Origin of the sequence: Sulfurospirillum sp. hDNRA2 (assembly GCF_024206095.2) — a bacterium.
GTDB lineage: Bacteria > Campylobacterota > Campylobacteria > Campylobacterales > Sulfurospirillaceae > Sulfurospirillum.
In genome coordinates this window covers 1393411-1413892 of the sequence record NZ_CP159800.1, presented here as the reverse complement: position 1 = coordinate 1413892, position 20482 = coordinate 1393411, and the positions used below count along the sequence as shown (strand labels likewise).

Below are 20482 nucleotides of genomic sequence, written 5' to 3'. Positions count from 1 at the left end.
TTTTTGTTTAACTCTTTAAGAGATTGTGTGTTATATTTCGCGATATTGTATCTTAAAGGAAGCCGATGAAGATTGCCGTTGTATGTCAATCTCTTTTATTAAGCCGTGCGCTTAAGTCGTTTTTGGGCGATGCGATTGTTGCGTATAAACAATGTGATTTCGTCATTAGCGACAAGAAAATCGAACTTGATAAGCCGGTTTTTTATATTGCTCCCTCCGAGGGAAATTTAAATATACCGTTTTCAAAATCGACGCTTTTGTTAGAGCTTGATAAATTTTTCCAACATCTTTTAATGGTGCAAAACAGTATGGACGGTCTGATGAGCGACTTACCTAAAAGCACCTATGCCCTTGAAGAAAAGATTACGGCATTGACCGATCAATTTAGAACAGATTTGATTCAGACGATTCGGAGTTATTATGGTAACTAAGCCTTTATATACGACGATTAATACGGGAAAATATAAAGGGAAAAAGCTTGAATTGCCTTCTTTGGAAAGTACGCGCAGTACAAAAGCAATTTTAAAAGGTTCGTTGTTCGATACCTTACAATACGAATTAATCGACAACGCGTTTGTCGAAGTTTTCGGCGGAAGCGGTTCTATCGGGCTTGAAGCACTCAGCCGAGGTGCCGATCATGCTTACTTTATCGAAAAAGACCATGATGCCGCCCGCATTTTGAAGCGTAATTGTAAAGCGATCGACGATGCACGCACGACGGTCATTTGCGGAGATAGTTTTATGCTTTTACCCACGCTTTTTTCTACATTACGCACGCCGACCTATTTTTATTTCGATCCTCCTTTTTCGATTCGCGAAGGAATGGAAGACGTGTATCAAAATACGCTTCGCTTAATCGCCTCGTTACCGCAGGAAAAAACGATAGCCGCTATCGTAGAACATATGAGTGCGGAAGTCTTACCTGAAACGATCGGCTCATATACCCTTCAAAAAACGAAAAAATTTGGAAAAAGTTCCCTTTCGTATTACCGATAAATCTTTGGAACGCGAATTGCTTTACACTTAGCAAGAATGCTACATGTAAAGGGAATAAATGAAAATTATCAACATCTCATTGGTAATTGTTTCCATCGTATCGTCGCTTTTCGCTGAAAGGCTCGGAGATGTCGCCAACGTCATCGGCGTGCGCGAAAACCAACTGATCGGTTACGGCTTGGTCGTGGGACTAAATGGAACGGGGGACGGTTCTTCTTCGGAATTTACGCTTCGCTCTTTGTCGAATCTTTTACAGACCGTGAACGTTAAAATCGATCCGGCGGATATTAAATCTAAAAATATCGCCGCTGTAGTAGTTACCGCAAAGCTGCCCGCTTTTGCGCGTCAAGGCGATAAAATCGATGTCTCGGTCTCATCCATCGGCGATGCCAAATCCTTGCAAGGCGGCAATCTCTTGCTAACGCCTCTTAAAGGCGTCGACGGGAAAATCTACTCTCTTGCACAAGGTTCGCTTACGATCGGCGGTATGAACGGCAAAGAAAAAGGACAGGTCAATCATCCGGCATCGGCAAATATTTTCGGTGGAGCTCTTGTGGAACGCGAAATCGAATTTGACTTACACGAACAAGAATTTATCAACCTTTCGTTAAAAGAGGCAAATTTTAATACGGCGGTATCCGTTCAAAACGAACTCAATCGTGCGTTCGGTAAAAAAATAGCCGTAGCAACCGATTCTCGAACGATTCGTTTAATGAAGCCCGCAAATTATACGTCCGTCGAGTTTTTGGCCAAAACGCTGGATACTCAAGTTAAATACGAACGTGAAGACAAAATTATTATCGATGAGCGTACGGGAACGATCGTTTCGGGTGTTAATATTAAAGTCGATCCCGTTGTCATTACCCACGGCGATATTACGATTAAAATCGAAGCAAACGATAACGTACCAAGCGATAAAAATGTCGACATCGGCGGTAATGTTCAAATAGCCGCAAGCGAAAACCGCATTAAAATGCAAGAAGAGAGTATGACCGTTGCCAACGTAGCGCGAGCACTCAATAAATTGGGGGCAAAACCCAAAGATATTATCTCGATTTTTGAAAATATCAAACGTTCCGGTGCTATTACGGCACAACTGGTGGTGATCTGATGAGCAACGATACGTCGCTTGCATTGATGAATGCAAATTACGGCTCTTTACCGACGACAAACATTAAAACGGCTTCGGCGACAAGCCATTCGTCTCAAAGCGATGCTTTACTGAAAGAACAAACCGATAAATTTGAAGCTTTTTTCCTTAAGCAAATTTTAGACATCGCAACGGACACGGAGGAACAAGATCCGCTTTTCCCCAAAGATGCTGGAGATAAAATTTATCGATCGATGTATAACGATACGATGAGTTCGGCACTCAGCGGCGGACTCGGAATTAGTCAGATGCTTTTTAATTATTTGAAAGAAGGGCGTTAAAGTTTTATTGTTTTAGACGATATAGGGTTAACACAAACGTTAAACTATAAAGGGTCTCAAATGATTTCAACCGTTCAAGCGTCCAACGCGGCGTACGTACAAGGCAGTGCATTCAAAGACGACACCGTAAAGAGTGCCGGAAAAACCGAAAAAAGCGAAGGCATAGACAAGCTCTCTACGCTAAAAGCCGAGATCGAAGAAGGAACCTATAAAGTCGATCTGAAAAAAACGGCAAAAGCGATCACGGAAGAGTTGCTCTAAGTCCTTTCTATTCAAAAGGATAAAAAAATGTTAACTCATTATCTACAAAATGCGATCAAAGATATTGAAAACCTGATTGAACAAACAGAAAAAGATATTGTGGATATCAAGGTTGCCAAACATGTCAACGTTTTCGAGCGCGCTAAAATTAAAGAAGATTTACTTCGCTCTTTTGAACATAAAAAATCACTGCTAGATAATGAGTTAATGAAAATGCTCAAAGAGAGCGGACAAAAATCGCTTGAAGAGCTTCTTGAACCAGAGCAAAAACAACTTTTAGCCTATATGAAAACCAAACTCTCCGAGCTCAAAACGTGCAATAAACAGTATGCACGATACGTCGTAACCGTCAGCCAGTTTTATAACGTTCTGTTGGATAGTATCTTCCCTCGAGAAATGGACGGGTATACTGCTTCCAATCATAAGCCGGCTTCATTACTGAAAGTAAGGGCTTAAAGATGAGCCTTTTTAGCACGCTCAATACCGGAAAAACGGCACTTAACGCTTCTCAAATCGCCATAGCGACGACCAGTCAAAATATTTCCAATGCCGACAACGATTCGTACACGCGTCAGCGCGTCTCGTTTGCGGCAAGTTCACCTCTTTATACGCAAGGCGTGAGTATAGGAAGCGGTGTTTCCGTTACTTCTATCGTTCGTATCCATGATGAATTCGTTTATTCAAAGCTACGTGAAGCTTCTTCGAATCTCTCTTACGATACGTTTTCGACTAAAACCTTACAGGAAACGGCAAAATATTTTCCCGATTTGAGCGATTCAGGATTGGCGCAAGATTTAACAAACTATTTTACGGAGTGGAGTAATTTAGCTTCCAATACGACGGAAGGTTCTCAAAAAATTGCTTTAATTCAAAAAAGCGTTACCTTAACGACCAATATTCAATCGACAAGGGATTCGTTAAGAAGTTTGCAAGACTCTATGAACACACAATTAAAAACGGCCGTCGACGAGATGAACAGCATCGGAAGCCAAATTGCGGATTTGAATAAACAAATCGGTATTGTCGAAGCGACAAAAGGGGCTTCCGCCAACGATTTACGCGATCAACGCGATAAATTGGAGTTAACGTTATCTAAATTAGTTAATATTTCCGTTTTTAAAGGCAATATTACCAGCGATACGACCGTAGATGCCAATATGACCGATACGGGAAAAGAATACTATCTTAATATATCAGGGGCTTCTTTTGTAGACGGACCTACATTTCATCCGATCGTTATCGATAACTCTTCTAACGAAAGCAGTTATTATTCTATCTCTTCACAAATGCAAGACGGGCGTTTGTACGGGTTAACGGAACAATTATCCGGCGGTAAAATCGGTGCTATCTTGGATCTCAGAGGACGCGTTATCGATAAGAGCGTCAACGGTGGATACCCGCAGGACGGTATTTTACAAGGATATATAGACGATCTTGACAGTTTTGCTCAAACGTTTATTACGGAAACCAACAATATTTACGCCCAAAGCGCTCAAAAACGTATGGATAGCCCTTCATTATCGCTTCAAGGTAACGAATCTCTTAAAAACGTTTACAACAATATGAACGACGGGTCTATGGACGTCATCGTTTACGATACCAACGGAAAAGAGGTTGCACGAAAAACGCTTAACATTAACGGTATGACGACGATGAGTGACGATACGTTTTCGCAAAGTATCTTAACGCAATTTAACAGCGATACGGACGATAATCACGATAATAACGCCCTCAATGACGTCAGCGACTATTTTAAAGCAGAGTTTATGGACAACGGCTCTTTTTCTATTAGTCCCACTTCTTTAAATAACGGCTATACAGTTGCGATTAAAGACAACGGCAGTAATTTTCCGGGTATTATCGGCGTGAGTCAGTTTTTAACGGGTAACGACGCTTCAAATATTAACGTTAAAACGGAATACAAAGAAAATCCCTCCGCTTTACAAGGATACGGAGCTCCCATCGCCGGAAACCATAGTGTCGCCAATAGTATGCTTCAACTTCAATATACTTCTTTGAATTTTTACCATAAAGACGGTTCGATTTCTCAGGGGACGATTCAAGGTCAATACAGTGCGTTTACGGCTAAGATAGCTACGGATGCTTCCGCGGCAAAAAGTCAATACGATACGAATGAAGCTTTAAATGCGACGATTACTTCCGAATTTCAATCGATTAGCGGTGTTAACAAGGAAGAAGAGCTGATCGATTTGATGCAATACCAAAAATCGTTCGCAGCGGCAGCTAAAATTATTACGACAATCGATCAAATGTTAGACACGCTCTTAGGAATTAAATCCTAGTGAAACGCTTTCCTTACGCGAGCACCTGTTTATTGGTGCTCATTTTCTTTTTATGCTTCGGTGCGCCTTTTTTCTATCATATTTCGCCTTACGATCTCCATCCCGACGCCATTTTACTAGCACCCGATTGTGATCATCTTTTGGGAACCGATCGCTTGGGGCGCGATCTTTTAGCCCGTTTAATGCTCGGCGGTCAAATTTCGCTTTTGATCGGACTCGGGAGTGCTTTTATCGCAAGTGTCATCGGCTTGCTGATCGGCATCAGCGCTGGTTTCTTTCAAAAAGGCGTCGATCGTTTGGTTATTATCGTGATCGATCTTTTTTTAACGTTTCCGACTTTTTTCTTACTCTTGGCGTTGATTAGTTATATGAATGCGTCGGTGTGGATACTTGTTGTGATTATCTCTGTGACGGGATGGATGGGCATGGCGCGTATGATTCGAAGCGAGAGCTTTGCGATTGCCAATGCGCCGTTTATCAAAATTTTACAACTCTCACATGTAGGAACGTTTAAAATTATTTTTAAATATTTTGCTCCTTTACTTGCGCCTATCTTTTTCATCAGTTTTACCTTCGGCGTTAGCGGCGCGATACTTTCCGAAAGCGGATTGAGTTTTTTAGGGATCGGCATTATGCCGCCTCAAATCAGTTGGGGCGTTATTTTAAGCGAAGGGCGCGACGTTATCGACATTGCGTGGTGGCTGAGTTTTTTCCCCGGTCTTTTGATCTTTTTAGTGACGTTTTCTTTGCTTCAACTTTCCGACTACCTTCAAGAAAAAAGTAACGAAAAAGAGGCTTTACGCGATGCATAAAAGCATTGCCGATCGTTTACGCGAAGAAGCTCTTAAACGCAATTGCGCTTTAGAATTATCCGTTTCAAAACCCGATCCTTTAATGGTCGCTTCGTGGTATAAAGACGAATACGTCGCTTTGGTTTGTGCGCTTTTTGCTTACGGAAATGCTCAAGCGATCGTGCATTTTTTAGAGAGTTTGGACTTTAGCCTTTTGGAAACAAGCGAATCGCATATCGCCGAGGCTTTGCAATCTTCGTATTATCGTTTTCAAAGCAGTCTTGACATTCAAGCATTTTTTATAACGCTCAAACGCCTCAAAGAGACGCACGGAAGTTTGGAAAAACTGTTTTTACGCGGGTATCGAAAAAAGCAAAACGTTATGGACGGAATTGCCGTACTGATCGACATGTTGTACGCTTCTAATCCGTATCGTTCAAAAGGGTATCAGTTTCTCTTAGGTAAAATGCCTTCATCTAACCCGACTTCCGCTTACAAACGATGGCATATGTATTTACGTTGGATGGTTCGTTGCGACGCATTAGATTTGGGCTTGTGGAACGAGGTTCGTCCTCAAGACCTTTTGATGCCCTTAGATACGCATACGTTTCGCGTCGGTCGAAAATTAGGGTTGATTACGCGTAAAACATACGATTTTAAAGCGGTTCTCGAGCTGACCGATGCCTTAAAAACACTTGATCCTAACGATCCCGTCAAATTCGATTTTGCCCTGTATCGCTTAGGACAGGAGAAACAAATACTGTAAAGAAAGGCGGTTTTGATGAATGTAAAAAATTGGCTTCCTAGAAGCTATACGCTTTTAAAGGAAGGGTACACTTTCGCACACTTTTCTTCGGACGTGCTTGCGGGAGCGACGGTGGCGATTATTGCCTTACCTTTGGCGATGGCGTTTGCGATTGCCAGCGGCGTAAGTCCCGAACGCGGTCTTTTTACGGCGATCGTTGCGGGGTTTATTATCTCCTTACTCGGAGGTAGCAGGTATCAGATTGGAGGTCCTACGGGGGCTTTTGTTGTGGTACTTTATGCGGTGATTTTAAAACACGGCTATGACGGTTTGGTGATTGCGACGTTTTTAGCCGGCGGAATGCTCGTTTTAATGGGTGTTTTTAAACTCGGCAATATCATCAAGTTTATTCCGTATCCCGTAACGGTGGGATTTACGAGCGGTATTGCCTTAATTATTTTTTCATCGCAAATCAAAGATTTTTTAGGCTTGCCGATTGCAAAAATGCCGGCGGAATTTACCGATCAATGGGTTTTGTATTCGCATGAAGTCTTACATGTGAATTATTACGCACTGGCTATAGGGCTGATCAGCATCGCGATGTTAATTAAACTTCGCCATCGTTTTCCGCGTGTTCCCGCTCCGATGCTAGTCATTGTTTTTGCTTCATTTGCGGTTTGGTGGTTTAATATACCGGTTGAAACGATAGGATCGAAATTCGGATCGTTACCTTCGACGCTTCCGTCGCCTTCGATTCCCGCTTTTTCACTGGAAAAAATTCGCGCTGTTTTCCCCGATGCTATTACGATAGCGATTTTAGGAGCAATCGAGTCTTTGCTCTCTTGCGTCGTCGCGGACGGTATGACGGGCGATCATCACCATTCTAACAAGGAGTTGATTGCTCAAGGCATCGCTAACATCGGGTCGGTGCTATTCGGCGGTATTGCAGCGACGGGTGCGATTGCTCGAACGGCAACCAATATTAAATCGGGCGCATACGGTCCAGTTTCGGGTATGTTACACGCGTTGATGTTATTGATCTTTATGTTTTTGTTTTCAAAATTGATTTTATTAATTCCCTTGGCGGCGTTGGCGGCAATTTTAGTGGTCGTTGCATGGAATATGAGCGAATTCCACCATTTTAAAGCGATTGCACTCAAGTCGGAACGAAATGACGTCGTCGTACTTTTAATGACTTTCTTTTTGACCGTTTTTATCGATTTGAACACCGGCGTACAAACGGGCATTATGTTGGCGGGTCTTTTATTTATCAAGCGTATGATCGACGTGACGGGGATTATCGACACGAAAGAGAGTGTGGTTATGCCTTTTGACGAAACCGACGAGCCGATTGACGAAACCGACATTCATGCGATCAGTAATAAAATCGTCCCGCAAGGCGTCGAAGTGTATGAAATTAACGGTCCCTTCTTCTTTGGCGTCGCTGATCGTTTGAAAAATATTTTGGGCGAATTGGAAGATGCTCCTAAAGTATTTATTTTACGAATGCGTCATGTTCCCATGATCGATGCGACGGGATTACATGCTTTGGAAGAATTTTTAGAGTTGTGTCAAAGCAACGGAACGGTTCTTGTACTCTCCGGCGTCAACGAGCGTATTAAACATAAAATGGAACGCCTCGGTTTTGATAAAAACGTCGGACAAGAAAACATTACCGATCATATCGATACGGCACTCCTTCGTGCCGATCGACTACTCAATCAGGAGATGCCATGCCCTACGTCAATATCAAAATAACCAAAGAAGGTGCCAGCAAAGAGCAAAAAGAAAAACTCATTGCGGGCGTGACCGATTTATTGGTCGACGTGTTAGGAAAAAATCGTTCGACGACCGTCGTCGTTATCGATGAAGTCGATACCGACAATTGGGGTATCGGCGGTGAACAAGTCACAAAGCTTCGCCAAAAAGCGAAGTCTTAATGAATGATTAAATGATTTATCGATACAATCACGCAAATAATAATTAAAGGAACGGTGTAATGGGTGAAATTTTTACCTTTGTAGGCTTAATCAGTCACGACCATAACTTTCTTTTCGTATCCCACATTCTTTTGGTAGCATTGATCGTCTTGGGACTCGCCAAAATGGCAACGTCTAAGATGCAATTGGTCCCAAGCGGCGTACAAAACGTTATGGAAGCATATCTTGTAGGCGTTATCTCTATGGGCAGAGACGTCATCGGAGAAGAGTTATCTCGCAAATATTTACCGCTTGTAGCAACCATCGGTTTGGTTGTTTTTGTTGCCAATATGATCGGTATCGTTCCCGGTTTTGAAGCACCTTCAAGCAGTCTAAACATGACATTGGCATTGGCGTTAATGGTTTTTGTTTATTATAATTTTGAAGGTATCCGCGTCAACGGCGTCGTTCACTATTTCGCACATTTTATGGGACCGGTCAAACTTTTGGCTCCGTTAATGTTTCCTATCGAAATCGTTTCGCATTTTTCGCGTATTATTTCCCTTTCCTTCCGACTTTTCGGTAACATCAAAGGCGAAGATATTTTCTTGGCGGTAGTTTTAATGCTTGCTCCTTGGGTTGCTCCGCTTCCCGCATATGCGCTTTTAACGTTTTCCGCACTTTTACAAACGTTTATTTTTATGATCTTAACGTACGTTTATCTTGCAGGTGCGGTCTTGATCAGTGAAGAACACTAAAGATTTCACGCGTTTTGAAAAACTGCTGAGCTTTTTGCAAGGTGCCTCTTGGGCTCTTGCAATTGCCGGCGGGACTTACTTCTTTTTACTCTTCTTACCTTTCGGATGGATCGTCGCTTGCGTGATCGGGCTTTTTTGTTTTCTCTTCGGAGCACTTTTTGTGGTTGTTTTTGAAGTGGCGTCTTTGCAGATTGCCAAATTTTCGGAAGCGCAAAAGCAAACGGCTTTATTGCAACGCTGGATCGACACAAACGATGCTCAAACGCTATCTGATCACTGATCCGCTTTATTACACTTCCGATGCACAAATCTGTGCGCAAAAACTTCGTGAGATTACGCAAAAACACCGCGTCGATTATCTCTGTTTGCGCGATAAACATGTTGTCGATTATGCAGTGTTTGCTACGGAGGTTCTTGCTTTGCTTCCGCAAAATTTATATGCAAACGTCCTTCTTCACGGCGATTATCGCTTAGCTCATCGTTTAGGTGTTTTGGGCGTACATTTGCCCTCAAATGCGTTACATGTCGTTGAAGAGGCTAAAGCTTTAGGACTTTTTGTCGTGGTCAGTACGCATACCTTACGCGAAGCGGAAGAGGCACAAAAAAACGGTGCCGATGCGTTGACGTTTAGTCCCATCTTCGAATCCCCCGGCAAAGGAAAGCCCGTAGGTTTAGAGAAGTTAAAAGAAATAAATGATAAAATCTCTCTCAAATGTTTCGCGCTTGGAGGTATCGTCAAACCTGCGCATGTCAAGGCGTGTGAAGCACTTGGGGTGTACGGAATTGCTTCTATCCGCTTGTTTTTAGATTAATCCGCAAAGGCTTATTAATGGAATTTGAAGTTGTTATAGGACTTGAGGTTCATGCTCAGTTAAATACGAAAACCAAAATTTTTTGCAGTTGTCCGACCAGTTTCGGCGATGAACCCAATACTAACGTGTGCGAGGTCTGCTTAGGCCTTCCGGGAGCTTTGCCCGTTTTAAATAAAGAGGCGGTGAAAAAAGCCATTGCGCTTGGAACGGCCATCAACGCAACGATCAATCGAAAATCTATTTTTAACCGTAAAAACTATTTTTATCCCGATTTACCCAAAGGGTATCAAATCAGCCAGTTTGAAATACCTATCGTCGAAGCAGGCGAGATCTATATCGATTTTGAGGACGGGACGAAAAAACGCATCGGGGTTACGCGCGCGCATCTCGAAGAAGACGCGGGAAAAAATATTCACCACGGCAACGTCTCACATGTCGATCTTAACCGTGCCGGAACACCGCTGTTAGAGATCGTCAGCGAACCGGATATGCGCAGTAGCGAAGAGGCGGTTTTATACCTTAAAAAGCTTCATGCTATTTTGCGTTACCTCGACATTAGCGACGCGAATATGCAAGAGGGAAGTTTTCGTTGCGACGCGAACGTCTCGATTCGCCCGAAAGGCGATACGAAGCTTTATACGAGAGCGGAGATTAAGAACCTAAACTCGTTTAAATTCATCCAAAGAGCCATCGATTACGAAGTAGAGCGTCAAAGTGCGGCATGGGAAGACGGCGTATACGAGCAAGAAGTCGTCCAAGAGACACGGCTTTTCGACATCGATAAAAATGAAACACGCAGCATGCGCTCCAAAGAAGACAGTGCGGAGTATCGCTATTTTCCCGATCCGGATTTATTACCGGTTCTGATTCCCGAAGATATGTTAGCCGAGTGTATTCAAATCCCTGAATTACCCGATGAGAAAAGAGATCGTTTCGTAACGGAATACGGCATCAAGGCGTACGATGCAAACGTGATTACCGCAAGTGTCGAGACGGCACGCTTTTTTGAAACGATGATCGAACACGGTGCGAGTCCGAAAAATAGCGTGACGTGGCTAAGCGTCGAGCTTCAAGGTCGTTTGGGAAACGGTGTGACGATTGTGAATTCACCGGTTGACGCCGCGACGTTGGCATTACTCGTTAAACGTATTGAAGATGCTACGATTAGCGGTAAAGCCGCCAAAGAGGTTTTGGACTATTTAATGCAAAATCGCGTCGGCGTTGATGAAGCGATTGCAACGCTGGGCTTACAACAAATGAGCGATGAGGGTGCACTGGTAGCGATCATCGATGCCATTATTGCCGCCAACGGCGATAAAGTCGCCGAATATAAAGCAGGTAAAGAGAAGCTTTTTGCTTTTTTTGTCGGTCAAGCGATGAAAGAGAGCAAAGGAACGGCCAATCCTTCCAAAGTCAACGAGCTTTTAAAAGCCAGACTTCACTAACGCAAAGGTTTTTTGTGAGTATAGCGGTCATTGGAGCGGGAAAATGGGGGCAAGCGCTTCAGTTTGCCATTTCCCGTAATGTTACATGTAAGATTACGTCGCGACGCGCAAAAGCCGTTGAAAATTTTGTAGGACTTGAAGAAGCCCTTCAAAGCGACTATCTCATTTTTGCTTTACCGGCGCAAGTAGTGCGAAGCTGGTTGGAAGAGCATTTTCGCTTTTCGGGGCAAAAAATTTTGGTTGCCGCAAAAGGGATCGAACAAGGAAGCGGAAAATTTTTAAATGAAATTTTTGCACAATACGTGCCCGAAACCCATCTGGCATTTCTTTCCGGTCCTTCGTTTGCTTCAGAAGTGATGCAAGCTCTCCCCACGGCGGTCGTCGTCAATGCTTCCAATGAAAGTCTTGCCAAAGAATTTTGCGCATTTTTCCCTTCGTTTATCAAAACTTATATTTCGCAAGACGTCATCGGCGCGGAAGTTTGCGGTGCCTATAAAAACGTTTTGGCGATTGCTAGCGGTATTTGCGACGGATTAAAACTCGGCAATAATGCACGGGCGAGCTTAATTGCCAGAGGCTTGGTCGAGATGCAACGCTTCGGTCATTTTTTCGGTGCAAAAGAAGCGACTTTTTTGGGGCTTAGCGGTGCGGGCGATCTTTTTTTAACGGCTTCGAGTACGCTTTCACGTAATTACCGCGTCGGTCTTTTTTTAGCGCAAGGCAAAGCTTTAGACGCGATTTTGGAAGAATTAGGCGAAGTGGCGGAGGGTGTTTATACCTCTGAAGCCGTTTTCGAGCTTTCTGCAAAACACGCTATTTATACGCCCATTGCTCATGAAATTGCTTTGATCTTAAAGGGAAAGGCTCCCAAACAAAGCGTGAAAGATTTATTGGCGGATTGATGAAACGAATTTTTTTACTGACGGCATTGTGCCTTAGTCTTGCCTGTGCGAAAAGCACGTCGTTGGAAGAGATGATTGCACAAATGATCGTGATCGGATTTGACGGAACGAAAGAGAGCGATAAGTGGGTTGAACAAGTCGCGAAAGATATTAAACGCGAAAAAATAGGCGGTGTTTTTTTAACGGAAAAAAATATCCAAAATGTTGCCCAGTTGAAAAAATTGACCGATTATCTCAAAGCGCAAGCCCCGGCAGATGCGGCTTTGATCGTTGCGGTTGAACATGACGGAAGCGATGCAAATCTCTTTTCCCTCAAAAAAGGATTTGCTCCCGCATACGGTGCCAATGAAATCGCAACGAGTAAAGACGTGAACGAAACCGCCTCGATTTACGATGCCATGTGCTCTTCTATGGCAAAAGGCGGCGTAAACGTCAATTTAGCTCCCGTACTCGATTTACAACGTAAAATCGCCGGTAACGCTAAAGAGTCGGAGCGTTCTTATGCTTCTTACGAAGAGATCGTTACCACGTATGCCCTTTTATTTATCGATGCGATGTATCGAAACGGTATGACGCCTGTCGTTAAGTATTTTCCCTATGCGGGAGCCAATTTATGGGATGATTTTTCAAGCCGTGCGGATGCTTCGGCTTCATGGCGATTTGAGCAACTCAAACCCTATTACGATCTCATTGCCTACGATAAAATCGATGCGGTTTTGATGTCGCATGCCAAAATTAACGATTTAGACCCGAAAGAGCCTTCTCTTTTTTCAAAAACGATCATTCAAAACTTACTGCGCGATAAGATGCACTTCAAAGGCGTTGTTTTCGTGCATAATTTACGTACCGACTCTTTGCCTAATACGCTTGATTTTAAACAGCGCGTTATTCGAAGCGTACAAGCCGGCGGCGATATTCTTGTTTTTACCAATTATTTTGCCGATAATGCCAGTATGCCCTTTACGGTTCAAAAAATTCTACTGGATGCCGTTCGTAGCGGAGAAATTTCGCAAGCTAGCATCGAGCAATCTTACGCACGCATCTTGACGTTTAAAAAAAATCTATCCAAGCGAGGAAGCTATGCTTATTAAAAACGCACGAATTCACGAAAAAAGACAAGACGTGTTGATTCAGGACAACAAGATCGTTGCGATCGGAGAAAACCTTAACGCTCCTTCGCATGAGGAAGTTTTAGAGGCTAACGGCATGGTTTTGCTTCCGGGGATGATCGATCTGAACGTACGTTTTTCCAATAGCATTCTCAACCAAGACCATATCGACAAGCTCGCACAAAGTTGCCTTAAAGGCGGTGTAACGACGGCGGTGGTGATGTCGGATTTTACGCCTCGTTTGGAGAGTGCGACGCTTTTAGAGTTGGTAAAATTTAAAATTGATCAAGCTAAAGTCAATATTGTGATGAGCGCTCCTTTGGCGGACCAAAAAGAAGACCAATTGCACAATATTGCCACGTTGCTCAATAACGGAGCTTCGGCGATTTTGGCCGATTCGCACCGTAACGCTAATTTGCTTCGCCGCGGGATGCAATACGCTACGATGAAAGACAAACCGGTTTTCGTACAGTGTTACGAGCCGAATCTTGACGATAACGGATTGATGAACGACGGATGCATAGCTTCAACACTAGGACTTTCGGGAATTTCGAAGATTTCCGAAACGGCCGAAGTGGCGAAAGTCTGTGAAATGGCACTTTTTTACGGTGCCAACGTCGTTTTAAAATCACTTTCGACGAAGCGTTCTTTGGAGATAGCCCAAGCGCATAAAAAAGCATGCCCTTCTTCTCTTTTTACCGAAGTTTCGATTCATCATCTGTCCAAAAACGATGCAAGTTGTGACGGCTTTAATACCTATGCCAAATTGATGCCTCCATTGCGCGAAGAAGACGAAAGAATCGCCCTAATCGATGCTTTGAAAACGGGAATGATTGATTGCGTCACCTCTTCGCACTCTCCTAAATCGATTTTGTATAAAGACGTCGCGTTTGAGGATGCGGAGTTCGGTATCGGATCGATTGAAGAATTTTTAACGTTGGCGTATACGTTTTTAGTCAAAAACGGCACGATCGATTTGCAAACGCTTGAAACGTTGTGTGCACGCAATCCGGCAATGATTTTAGGCTTAGAGCATAAAGGAAAAATTGAAGAAGGATGCGATGCGGACGTCGTTTTGTTTGATCCTAACCATACTTATACCGTGACGAACAAACACTCTTTATACTACGGCGATACGTTATACGGTCGAGTCGCCAAAGTGATCGTCGGCGGAAAACTTTTGTTTGAAAACGAATAAGCTTCGACACAACTTCTAATAATAAATACGCGAGAGGTAAAGCCCGCAGGCGGGAGCTAGCGTTGAGCTGATCTTCTTGCGTTTATCCCGCTGTGCGATTAAATCTTCAGGCGACAAAGAACCGCTCTCGACTTTTAAGAGCATATCGGTCATCATACGAATTTGAGATCGTAAAAAAGCGTCGCCTAAAAAGTAAAGAATGATTTTTTTTTGATAACGATAAGCTCCGGCTTTAAAAATAGTACGCTCTTCTCCCGTCGTTCCGCCTCCGGTTTTTTTAAAAAAACCGAACGCGTGTTTTCCTTCAAAAAGCTTGGCAAGCGTATCGAGTTTTGCAACGTCGAGAGAGCTTACATGTAAAGCGTAAGCACTTAAAAAAGGCTGGTACACTCCCTCGTACATAATATAGCGATAAAGCCTTTTTTGGGCGTCGAAGCGGGCATTAAAACATTCGTCTACCGGCTCAATTTTTTTGACATAAGAATGAGGCATTAAAGAACGGTTCAAATAATGACGTAATTTTGCCAGATCATTCCAAGGTTCCGGAACGTCAAAATGCACGACTTGTGCTAAGGCGTGTACACCCGTATCCGTGCGTCCGCTTGCAACGGGGGTTGAGTCGATATGAAGACGATTTAGGGCTTCCTCCAGCGTACCGGCAACGGTTTTCACGTCGGCGTCTAAGGGCTGTTTTTGCAAGCCGTTAAAAGCACTTCCGTCGTAGCTGAGGGTTACTTTAACACGCATATCGGTTTAAAAAACACGGCGAATACGTTTTTGATAGAGCAAGTATGAAGCGATCATCGTGATTGCAAAAACGATTAACGGCGCATATTGCGGTAGTTTTGAAGAAAAAACCGTCGTAAGCGTCAAATAAAACGCAAGGCACAAAAAGATACCCACGTAAATACTCTCTTTATTATAACGATACGTCACGATGCCGATGCTCATCGCGATCATCGTCGAGGCAATCGGGAAGAGGGCGACGGTAAGGAAAAAGGATAAATCGTAAGCGCGTTTCCAGTTGACGAAAACGTCGTTCCAATACTCCTTAACCGTTTGTATCGCCCCGACGGCCGTTTTAGGTTGGCTATTGATATACATCGTTTCAAAATCGGTTTGTCCGATACCGTCTTTTTGAAATTCAAAGACTTTGCCCGCATCAAGATGCAAACGTAATATACCGCTATCATTATTGATCGTAGCGGCATTGGCTAGAATCAATTGCTCTTTATCCTCTTGCTTTTCGGGATTGTGGTAAAGCGTGATGCCTTCGTACTGCTTGGCATTGTCGCTGTGCTCGATGTAGACAAGCCAGTCTGAAAATTTTTGTCCAAATTCATTGGCTTTGATATTAAATTTGGCTTCGGCTTTTTTATATTCGATAAAATTGCTGTTAAGCTGTTTTGAAATCGGTACGAGAACCATAATATCCATCAAAAGAATGACGGAAAGCCCCGTTGCTAAGCTCATAAAAAGACGCGTAATTTTTTTAGGATCATATCCGAGTGTGAAGAGCACAATCGTTTCGTTCTCTTTTGAGAGGTTGTACAAAGAGATGCTTAAAGCAATGAAAAAGGTAATCGGAAGCGTATAAACCAGCGTTTTGGGTAGAAGATAGATGTAAAGCGTTCCGAGTTCCCAAAAATTCATCGTAATAATAGCCGTTAAGGCGGTTATTTTAATGAAAAAAACAATCGACGTGATAAAAAACAGAATAAAAAAAAGTGCGCTAAAGAGTTCTAAAAAGTGTTTCAAGAGATAAAAAGATGCTTTATTCATACCAATGTTCCATAAACGTTAAAATAGGTTGATCGAAAATCCATGCAATCAAAAGTCCCAAAGATAAAAATGGGATAAAAGGCAGTTCATAGCCTCTTTGACGTAAAAGTATAAACGCGACTAAGGCGATGAGTGCGGCAAGGTAAATTGCGGCAAATCCTAGCGTGATACCCAATATCGCTCCGATAATGCCGGCGATGATACTGTCGGCTTCACCCATCGCCTCTTTACGGGAAATCGCCGAGACGCTTAAACGAAGCAGCGCAAAAGCTCCTAAAAAGACCAATCCGTCTTGAAGGGATTCCAAGGGCAATCGGTACAAAAACGAAAGAAATAACGCCGGAAGCGACAAGGCGTCGGGTACGGCTTTGTAGCGCATATCGATGATGCTGAGCGCGAGCAAAAGAGAAAAAATCGTTCCTAAAAGCAAGGCTTGCGGCCACGTAGAGACGCGCCATGCAACGAGCAGGTAACACAGTGCGCATGCCGCTTCGACGAGCGGATATTGTTTGGAAATAGGCGTACGGCAAAAAGCACATTTCCCTTTAAGTCCTAGCCACGAAATCAAGGGGATATTGTGATACCATTTGAGCGGATGAAGACAATGCGGACAATGCGATGAGGGAAGTGCGATGCTTTCGTTTTTCGGCAAACGCAAAATAACGACGTTTAAAAACGAGCCGATGCACGCTCCAAAAATTCCTATCGCCAAAAAATACATACCCTATTAGCCTTTAATGTCTAAAATGACGTCTGCGGAATCAAACAGAGGTTTAATCTCTCGTTCCAAACGTATCTGTGTAATCATACCCAATTTTGCTTGCTCTTTTTGTAAATAGTAGAGACTCTTCTCATACATGACGCAAAGTTCGAGTTGACGGTTGCTCCAAGTTCCGCGCAAGGGTCCTAAGTGCTCCAACGCCATATAAAACGATACGTCGTGCGTATCAAAAAGGGAGAATTGTATCATATGTTTTTGTTCACTCCAAAGCAAGGGGAGGTGAACGACGTATTTGGAAAGGGCTAAGAGCATATAACCGTAGGTCTGAAAAAGCGTTTTGTCCTGCTCTTCGCGTGCAAGATTATCGAGTAAGAAAGTTTTAAAAAGCGTTGTGTTAAAGCCTTCATCATTGCAAAAGAGCTCAATTTCCAAAGGCGTGAAGAGCGCATCGTCGAAAAGAGAAGGTTGCGGATACAGATGCGAAATCGTCAAAATACCGCCCTTGCCCTCGGAAAAATTCGCCCAATATTTTTTACCCGCGATCAGTTCTTTTTGACTTTTGGTCGTTAGCTCTTTTCGTCCGACTCGAAGGCGGTATCGCAAAGGGTCGATCTTTTTGAGCACTTCGATCGTCACCGGAAGATTGGCGTTAAAATTAACGCTTGAAGAAGACGTTTTGGCGATGTCCGAGCTAAGACCGGAGAGCTTTCGAAGCGTAGAGATCATAAGGTTTGCGCAAGTGTGATAATCTGCTCGGCAATCTCGAATTTACTTCGAAGCGGTAAGTGAACGATAGCGTCTAAGCCGATAAAATACACTTCGTTTTGGTTAGAACCGAAACGGTTTTGCTCTTTGACGATATTTAAACAAACGCCGTTTAGCCCTTTTTTCTCTAGCATCGTTTGGGCGTTTTGAAGAGCGTTTTCTTCGTCCGTCTCCGCTTTAAAGCCGACGACGACCCAACCGGTTTTATCCAATTCGCTTAAGATGTCGACGTTACGTTTTAATTTCAAGCAATACGATTCGCCCAAAGTCTCTTTTTTGAGTTTTCCGTGATGAACGTGTTCGGGCAGATAATCGCTAATAGCGGCGGTCATAAAAAGATAAGGCGTTTTTTCGGCATTTTGGCATAAACGCATTTGTGCCTCCAAAGTTGTGCGAAGCTCGTGCGAACTGCTGACATGTAAGGTGGAGATCGCTTTAAATTCGGGTGCTTCACCGCCGGTAATCAGCGTAACGTTTGCGCCTTTAAGGTAAGCAACCGTCGCTAATGCCAAGGCTTGTTTGCCGCTGGAAAAGTTGCTAAGGCATCGAACGTCGTCAATTTTTTCGCGCGTACCTCCGCCTGTGATAATGACGTCGCGCCCTTCCCAAAACGGCTCTTTGAGAAGCACTCTAGCGGCGGCGTAGAAAATCTCTTCGACGCTTGCTAGCGCACCTACGCCCTCATCGTTGCACGCAAGCAGTTTGGATTCGGGAGCGACGATCACGTATCCGAAGTTTTGCAGTCGCTTTAAGCTCTCCTGCGTGATAGGATTGAGCATCATATGGGTATTGGCGGATGGGGCTAAGAGGATCGGTTTGGTAAACGCTATCGCCGTTTGCGTTAGGAGATTGTCGGCAATACCGTAGGAGAGTTTATTGATCGTATTGACCGAGGCGGGCGCGATGATAAACATATCTGCCCACTTCCCGATATGAATATGGCTAAGTTCTTCGCTCCAGCTTTCGGTGTCTACATGTAAGACTTTGTTTTGGCTGATCGTCTCGAAGGTGAGGGGTGAGATGAAGCGTTTGGCGTCTTTGCTCATTACGACTTTTACGTCACCGCTTGCTTTTACCAGCAGTCGAATCAACTCCAGCGTTTTGTAAATCGCGATGCTCCCCGTAACGCCGACGAGAATTTTTTTGCCGGAAAGTAAGGTATTACGCATCTTTTTTTCCGAAAAATTTGTAAAAAAATCCCTCGACGATCTTCAAGGGCTCGCGATTGATGGCAAGTGCGCCTTTGGGGATGTTTTTCGTGACCGTCGTTCCCGAAGCGATGATGACGTCGTCTTCGATCGTGACGGGCGCAACCAGTTGCGTGTCGCTTCCGACGAAGACGTTTTTGCCGATCATCGTTCGGTATTTTTTCTTGCCGTCGTAATTACATGTAATCGTACCGCAACCGATATTGGTGCCCTCATCGATGCTCGCATCGCCGAGATAGCTTAGGTGTCCGGCTTTAACCCCTTTGAGCGTTGATTTTTTGACTTCCACGAAGTTGCCGATATGCGTATCTTCGATCAAAGAGTCGGGGCGGATGCGTGCCATCGGACCGATATCGGAGTTTTTCAGGGTACTTTTTTCAACGATGCTGTGTGCTTTCACGTGGACGTTTTCTAACGAAGTGCCTTTTAAAAGCGTTACGCCGTTTTCGAGGATACATTCGCCTTTGAGTTCGACGTCCGCTTCGATGTAGATCGTCTCGGGTAATCGCATGATAACGCCTTGTTCCATGAAGCGACGTTTGATGCGTCGTTGCATGATCTCTTCGGCTTGAGAAAGGTGGTATTTGGAATTGACGCCCATGTACGTTTCTTCATTGACGAGGAGGGCTTTAACGCCTTTTCGATCGCGGTGCGCAAAAGCGATTAAGTCGGTAAGATAATACTCTTTTTGCTTGTTTTGGTTATCAAGACGCGGTAAATATTCGCGTAAAAATGTGGATTTGAAGAGATAAACGCCCGCATTGACCGCAGTAATCTTTTTTTCTTCGTCGCTTGCGTCCTTTTCTTCAACGATTTTCTCGACGTCGGCACGATCGTTCATCACGACCCTGCCGTATCCGAAAGGCTCTTTCGCGCAAAAACTGCTCATTACCACATCAGCGTCTATCTCTAAAAAACGTTGCATGTCGCTTGCTTCCAAAAGCGGCATATCGCCGCTTAAAACAAGCAATCGATCGTATTTTGGAGTAACGCCCATAATCGCTCCGCCCGTACCGGGAAAGTTTTTATGATCTTGAATGACGTAACGGACACCTTGAAAATAGGCGTTCATTTGCTCTTGAACACGGTCGGCTTGATGGTATAAAACGACATGGACATCGTCGCTGATTTTTTGCGCCTCTTTGATAGAATGGTAAAGCATCTCAAAACCGCTAATCGTATGGAGGACTTTGGGAAGAGCGGATTTCATGCGGGTGCCGAGACCTGCCGCCATAATTGCGATCGAAATATTCATACGGATGTTCCTAAGAAGATGAAATAAAGGTTATTTTAACGAAAAGTTGTTTAAAAATTAAATGCTTTTTAACGCAAAACC

The 20482-nt window shown here is 43.8% G+C and carries 24 protein-coding genes; 18 read left to right on the top strand and 6 right to left on the bottom strand.

Going from position 1 to position 20482, the window contains the following annotated elements; translation table 11 throughout:
- The first annotated feature begins 65 nt into the window (after positions 1 to 65).
- From NL930_RS07135 to NL930_RS07050, 18 genes are read left to right on the top strand one after another with little or no spacing between them, the layout of a single operon-like run.
- Positions 66 to 431, top strand: a complete 366-nt coding sequence (locus NL930_RS07135) for a hypothetical protein (RefSeq protein ID WP_254376146.1) — start codon at positions 66 to 68, stop codon at positions 429 to 431.
- Positions 421 to 996 carry a 16S rRNA (guanine(966)-N(2))-methyltransferase RsmD gene (gene rsmD, locus NL930_RS07130; protein ID WP_254376145.1) on the top strand — a complete coding sequence of 192 codons (576 nt, stop codon included), beginning with the start codon at positions 421 to 423 and terminating at the stop codon, positions 994 to 996. The genes NL930_RS07135 and rsmD overlap by 11 nt, the downstream gene beginning before the upstream one ends.
- 58 nt (positions 997 to 1054) lie before the next feature.
- Positions 1055 to 2107: a flagellar basal body P-ring protein FlgI gene (locus tag NL930_RS07125; protein WP_173636957.1), complete on the top strand. Its 1053-nt coding sequence runs from the start codon at positions 1055 to 1057 to the stop codon at positions 2105 to 2107.
- A 23-nt stretch (positions 2108 to 2130) separates the two neighbouring features.
- A complete protein-coding gene (locus NL930_RS07120; RefSeq protein ID WP_373028072.1) occupies positions 2131 to 2427 on the top strand; it encodes a rod-binding protein in 297 nt (98 codons plus the stop codon).
- Between the two features lie 60 nt (positions 2428 to 2487).
- On the top strand, positions 2488 to 2688 hold the full coding sequence (locus NL930_RS07115; protein WP_254376143.1) for a flagellar biosynthesis anti-sigma factor FlgM: 201 nt from the start codon (positions 2488 to 2490) through the stop codon (positions 2686 to 2688).
- Between the two features lie 27 nt (positions 2689 to 2715).
- Entirely contained in the window at positions 2716 to 3144 is a 429-nt protein-coding gene (locus NL930_RS07110; RefSeq protein WP_254376142.1) for a hypothetical protein, read from the top strand.
- Positions 3145 to 3146: 2 nt separating this feature from the next.
- Positions 3147 to 4991 carry a flagellar hook-associated protein FlgK gene (gene flgK, locus NL930_RS07105; RefSeq protein ID WP_254376141.1) on the top strand — a complete coding sequence of 615 codons (1845 nt, stop codon included), beginning with the start codon at positions 3147 to 3149 and terminating at the stop codon, positions 4989 to 4991.
- Positions 4991 to 5803, top strand: coding sequence for an ABC transporter permease subunit (locus tag NL930_RS07100; protein WP_254376140.1), 813 nt, complete (start codon positions 4991 to 4993; stop codon positions 5801 to 5803). The genes flgK and NL930_RS07100 overlap by 1 nt, the downstream gene beginning before the upstream one ends.
- Positions 5796 to 6548, top strand: coding sequence for a TIGR02757 family protein (locus tag NL930_RS07095; protein WP_254376139.1), 753 nt, complete (start codon positions 5796 to 5798; stop codon positions 6546 to 6548). Before NL930_RS07100 ends, NL930_RS07095 begins: the two co-directional genes overlap by 8 nt.
- 15 nt (positions 6549 to 6563) lie before the next feature.
- Positions 6564 to 8285 (top strand): SulP family inorganic anion transporter, encoded by a 1722-nt coding sequence (locus NL930_RS07090; protein WP_254376138.1) that lies wholly within the window; start codon positions 6564 to 6566, stop codon positions 8283 to 8285.
- Complete coding sequence (locus tag NL930_RS07085; protein WP_039674406.1) at positions 8261 to 8467, top strand: 2-hydroxymuconate tautomerase family protein; 207 nt, start codon at positions 8261 to 8263, stop codon at positions 8465 to 8467. Before NL930_RS07090 ends, NL930_RS07085 begins: the two co-directional genes overlap by 25 nt.
- A gap of 59 nt (positions 8468 to 8526) precedes the next feature.
- Positions 8527 to 9204, top strand: a complete 678-nt coding sequence (locus NL930_RS07080) for a F0F1 ATP synthase subunit A (RefSeq protein WP_039674407.1) — start codon at positions 8527 to 8529, stop codon at positions 9202 to 9204.
- On the top strand, positions 9191 to 9484 hold the full coding sequence (locus NL930_RS07075) for a hypothetical protein (RefSeq protein ID WP_254376137.1): 294 nt from the start codon (positions 9191 to 9193) through the stop codon (positions 9482 to 9484). The genes NL930_RS07080 and NL930_RS07075 overlap by 14 nt, the downstream gene beginning before the upstream one ends.
- On the top strand, positions 9459 to 10016 hold the full coding sequence (locus NL930_RS07070; protein ID WP_254376136.1) for a thiamine phosphate synthase: 558 nt from the start codon (positions 9459 to 9461) through the stop codon (positions 10014 to 10016). The genes NL930_RS07075 and NL930_RS07070 overlap by 26 nt, the downstream gene beginning before the upstream one ends.
- A gap of 17 nt (positions 10017 to 10033) precedes the next feature.
- A complete protein-coding gene (gene gatB, locus NL930_RS07065; RefSeq protein ID WP_254376135.1) occupies positions 10034 to 11461 on the top strand; it encodes an Asp-tRNA(Asn)/Glu-tRNA(Gln) amidotransferase subunit GatB in 1428 nt (475 codons plus the stop codon).
- Between the two features lie 14 nt (positions 11462 to 11475).
- Complete coding sequence (locus tag NL930_RS07060) at positions 11476 to 12363, top strand: NAD(P)H-dependent glycerol-3-phosphate dehydrogenase (RefSeq protein WP_254376134.1); 888 nt, start codon at positions 11476 to 11478, stop codon at positions 12361 to 12363.
- Positions 12363 to 13454 carry a glycoside hydrolase family 3 N-terminal domain-containing protein gene (locus NL930_RS07055; protein WP_254376133.1) on the top strand — a complete coding sequence of 364 codons (1092 nt, stop codon included), beginning with the start codon at positions 12363 to 12365 and terminating at the stop codon, positions 13452 to 13454. The genes NL930_RS07060 and NL930_RS07055 overlap by 1 nt, the downstream gene beginning before the upstream one ends.
- Positions 13444 to 14670, top strand: a complete 1227-nt coding sequence (locus tag NL930_RS07050; RefSeq protein WP_039674413.1) for an amidohydrolase family protein — start codon at positions 13444 to 13446, stop codon at positions 14668 to 14670. The genes NL930_RS07055 and NL930_RS07050 overlap by 11 nt, the downstream gene beginning before the upstream one ends.
- Positions 14671 to 14685: 15 nt before the next feature.
- Here the strand turns inward: NL930_RS07050 and truA are convergent, their stop codons facing one another.
- Genes truA through glmU form a run of 6 tightly spaced genes read right to left on the bottom strand, consistent with a single transcriptional unit; the run spans position 14686 to position 20401 of the window.
- Complete coding sequence (gene truA, locus NL930_RS07045) at positions 14686 to 15417, bottom strand: tRNA pseudouridine(38-40) synthase TruA (RefSeq protein WP_039674414.1); 732 nt, start codon at positions 15415 to 15417, stop codon at positions 14686 to 14688.
- A 6-nt stretch (positions 15418 to 15423) separates the two neighbouring features.
- Entirely contained in the window at positions 15424 to 16452 is a 1029-nt protein-coding gene (locus NL930_RS07040) for an LptF/LptG family permease (RefSeq protein ID WP_039674415.1), read from the bottom strand.
- On the bottom strand, positions 16445 to 17173 hold the full coding sequence (locus NL930_RS07035) for an A24 family peptidase (protein ID WP_254376131.1): 729 nt from the start codon (positions 17171 to 17173) through the stop codon (positions 16445 to 16447). The genes NL930_RS07040 and NL930_RS07035 overlap by 8 nt, the downstream gene beginning before the upstream one ends.
- Positions 17174 to 17179: 6 nt before the next feature.
- On the bottom strand, positions 17180 to 17899 hold the full coding sequence (locus NL930_RS07030) for a hypothetical protein (protein WP_039674417.1): 720 nt from the start codon (positions 17897 to 17899) through the stop codon (positions 17180 to 17182).
- Positions 17896 to 19107, bottom strand: coding sequence for a bifunctional phosphopantothenoylcysteine decarboxylase/phosphopantothenate--cysteine ligase CoaBC (gene coaBC, locus NL930_RS07025; protein WP_254376130.1), 1212 nt, complete (start codon positions 19105 to 19107; stop codon positions 17896 to 17898). Before coaBC ends, NL930_RS07030 begins: the two co-directional genes overlap by 4 nt.
- On the bottom strand, positions 19100 to 20401 hold the full coding sequence (glmU, locus tag NL930_RS07020) for a bifunctional UDP-N-acetylglucosamine diphosphorylase/glucosamine-1-phosphate N-acetyltransferase GlmU (RefSeq protein ID WP_254376129.1): 1302 nt from the start codon (positions 20399 to 20401) through the stop codon (positions 19100 to 19102). The genes coaBC and glmU overlap by 8 nt, the downstream gene beginning before the upstream one ends.
- Positions 20402 to 20482: the final 81 nt, after the last annotated feature.

What these genes read in the sequence shown, in the direction of transcription:
- NL930_RS07135 (WP_254376146.1), top strand. Translation starts at nt 66, where the DNA reads ATGAAGATTGCCGTTGTATGTCAATCTCTTTTATTAAGCCGTGCGCTT.
- rsmD (WP_254376145.1), top strand. Translation starts at nt 421, where the DNA reads ATGGTAACTAAGCCTTTATATACGACGATTAATACGGGAAAATATAAA.
- NL930_RS07125 (WP_173636957.1), top strand. Translation starts at nt 1,055, where the DNA reads ATGAAAATTATCAACATCTCATTGGTAATTGTTTCCATCGTATCGTCG.
- NL930_RS07115 (WP_254376143.1), top strand. Translation starts at nt 2,488, where the DNA reads ATGATTTCAACCGTTCAAGCGTCCAACGCGGCGTACGTACAAGGCAGT.
- NL930_RS07110 (WP_254376142.1), top strand. Translation starts at nt 2,716, where the DNA reads ATGTTAACTCATTATCTACAAAATGCGATCAAAGATATTGAAAACCTG.
- flgK (WP_254376141.1), top strand. Translation starts at nt 3,147, where the DNA reads ATGAGCCTTTTTAGCACGCTCAATACCGGAAAAACGGCACTTAACGCT.
- NL930_RS07095 (WP_254376139.1), top strand. Translation starts at nt 5,796, where the DNA reads ATGCATAAAAGCATTGCCGATCGTTTACGCGAAGAAGCTCTTAAACGC.
- NL930_RS07090 (WP_254376138.1), top strand. Translation starts at nt 6,564, where the DNA reads ATGAATGTAAAAAATTGGCTTCCTAGAAGCTATACGCTTTTAAAGGAA.
- NL930_RS07085 (WP_039674406.1), top strand. Translation starts at nt 8,261, where the DNA reads ATGCCCTACGTCAATATCAAAATAACCAAAGAAGGTGCCAGCAAAGAG.
- NL930_RS07080 (WP_039674407.1), top strand. Translation starts at nt 8,527, where the DNA reads ATGGGTGAAATTTTTACCTTTGTAGGCTTAATCAGTCACGACCATAAC.
- NL930_RS07070 (WP_254376136.1), top strand. Translation starts at nt 9,459, where the DNA reads ATGCTCAAACGCTATCTGATCACTGATCCGCTTTATTACACTTCCGAT.
- gatB (WP_254376135.1), top strand. Translation starts at nt 10,034, where the DNA reads ATGGAATTTGAAGTTGTTATAGGACTTGAGGTTCATGCTCAGTTAAAT.
- NL930_RS07055 (WP_254376133.1), top strand. Translation starts at nt 12,363, where the DNA reads ATGAAACGAATTTTTTTACTGACGGCATTGTGCCTTAGTCTTGCCTGT.
- NL930_RS07050 (WP_039674413.1), top strand. Translation starts at nt 13,444, where the DNA reads ATGCTTATTAAAAACGCACGAATTCACGAAAAAAGACAAGACGTGTTG.
- truA (WP_039674414.1), bottom strand. Translation starts at nt 15,417, where the DNA reads ATGCGTGTTAAAGTAACCCTCAGCTACGACGGAAGTGCTTTTAACGGC.
- NL930_RS07040 (WP_039674415.1), bottom strand. Translation starts at nt 16,452, where the DNA reads ATGAATAAAGCATCTTTTTATCTCTTGAAACACTTTTTAGAACTCTTT.
- NL930_RS07035 (WP_254376131.1), bottom strand. Translation starts at nt 17,173, where the DNA reads ATGTATTTTTTGGCGATAGGAATTTTTGGAGCGTGCATCGGCTCGTTT.
- NL930_RS07030 (WP_039674417.1), bottom strand. Translation starts at nt 17,899, where the DNA reads ATGATCTCTACGCTTCGAAAGCTCTCCGGTCTTAGCTCGGACATCGCC.
- coaBC (WP_254376130.1), bottom strand. Translation starts at nt 19,107, where the DNA reads ATGCGTAATACCTTACTTTCCGGCAAAAAAATTCTCGTCGGCGTTACG.
- glmU (WP_254376129.1), bottom strand. Translation starts at nt 20,401, where the DNA reads ATGAATATTTCGATCGCAATTATGGCGGCAGGTCTCGGCACCCGCATG.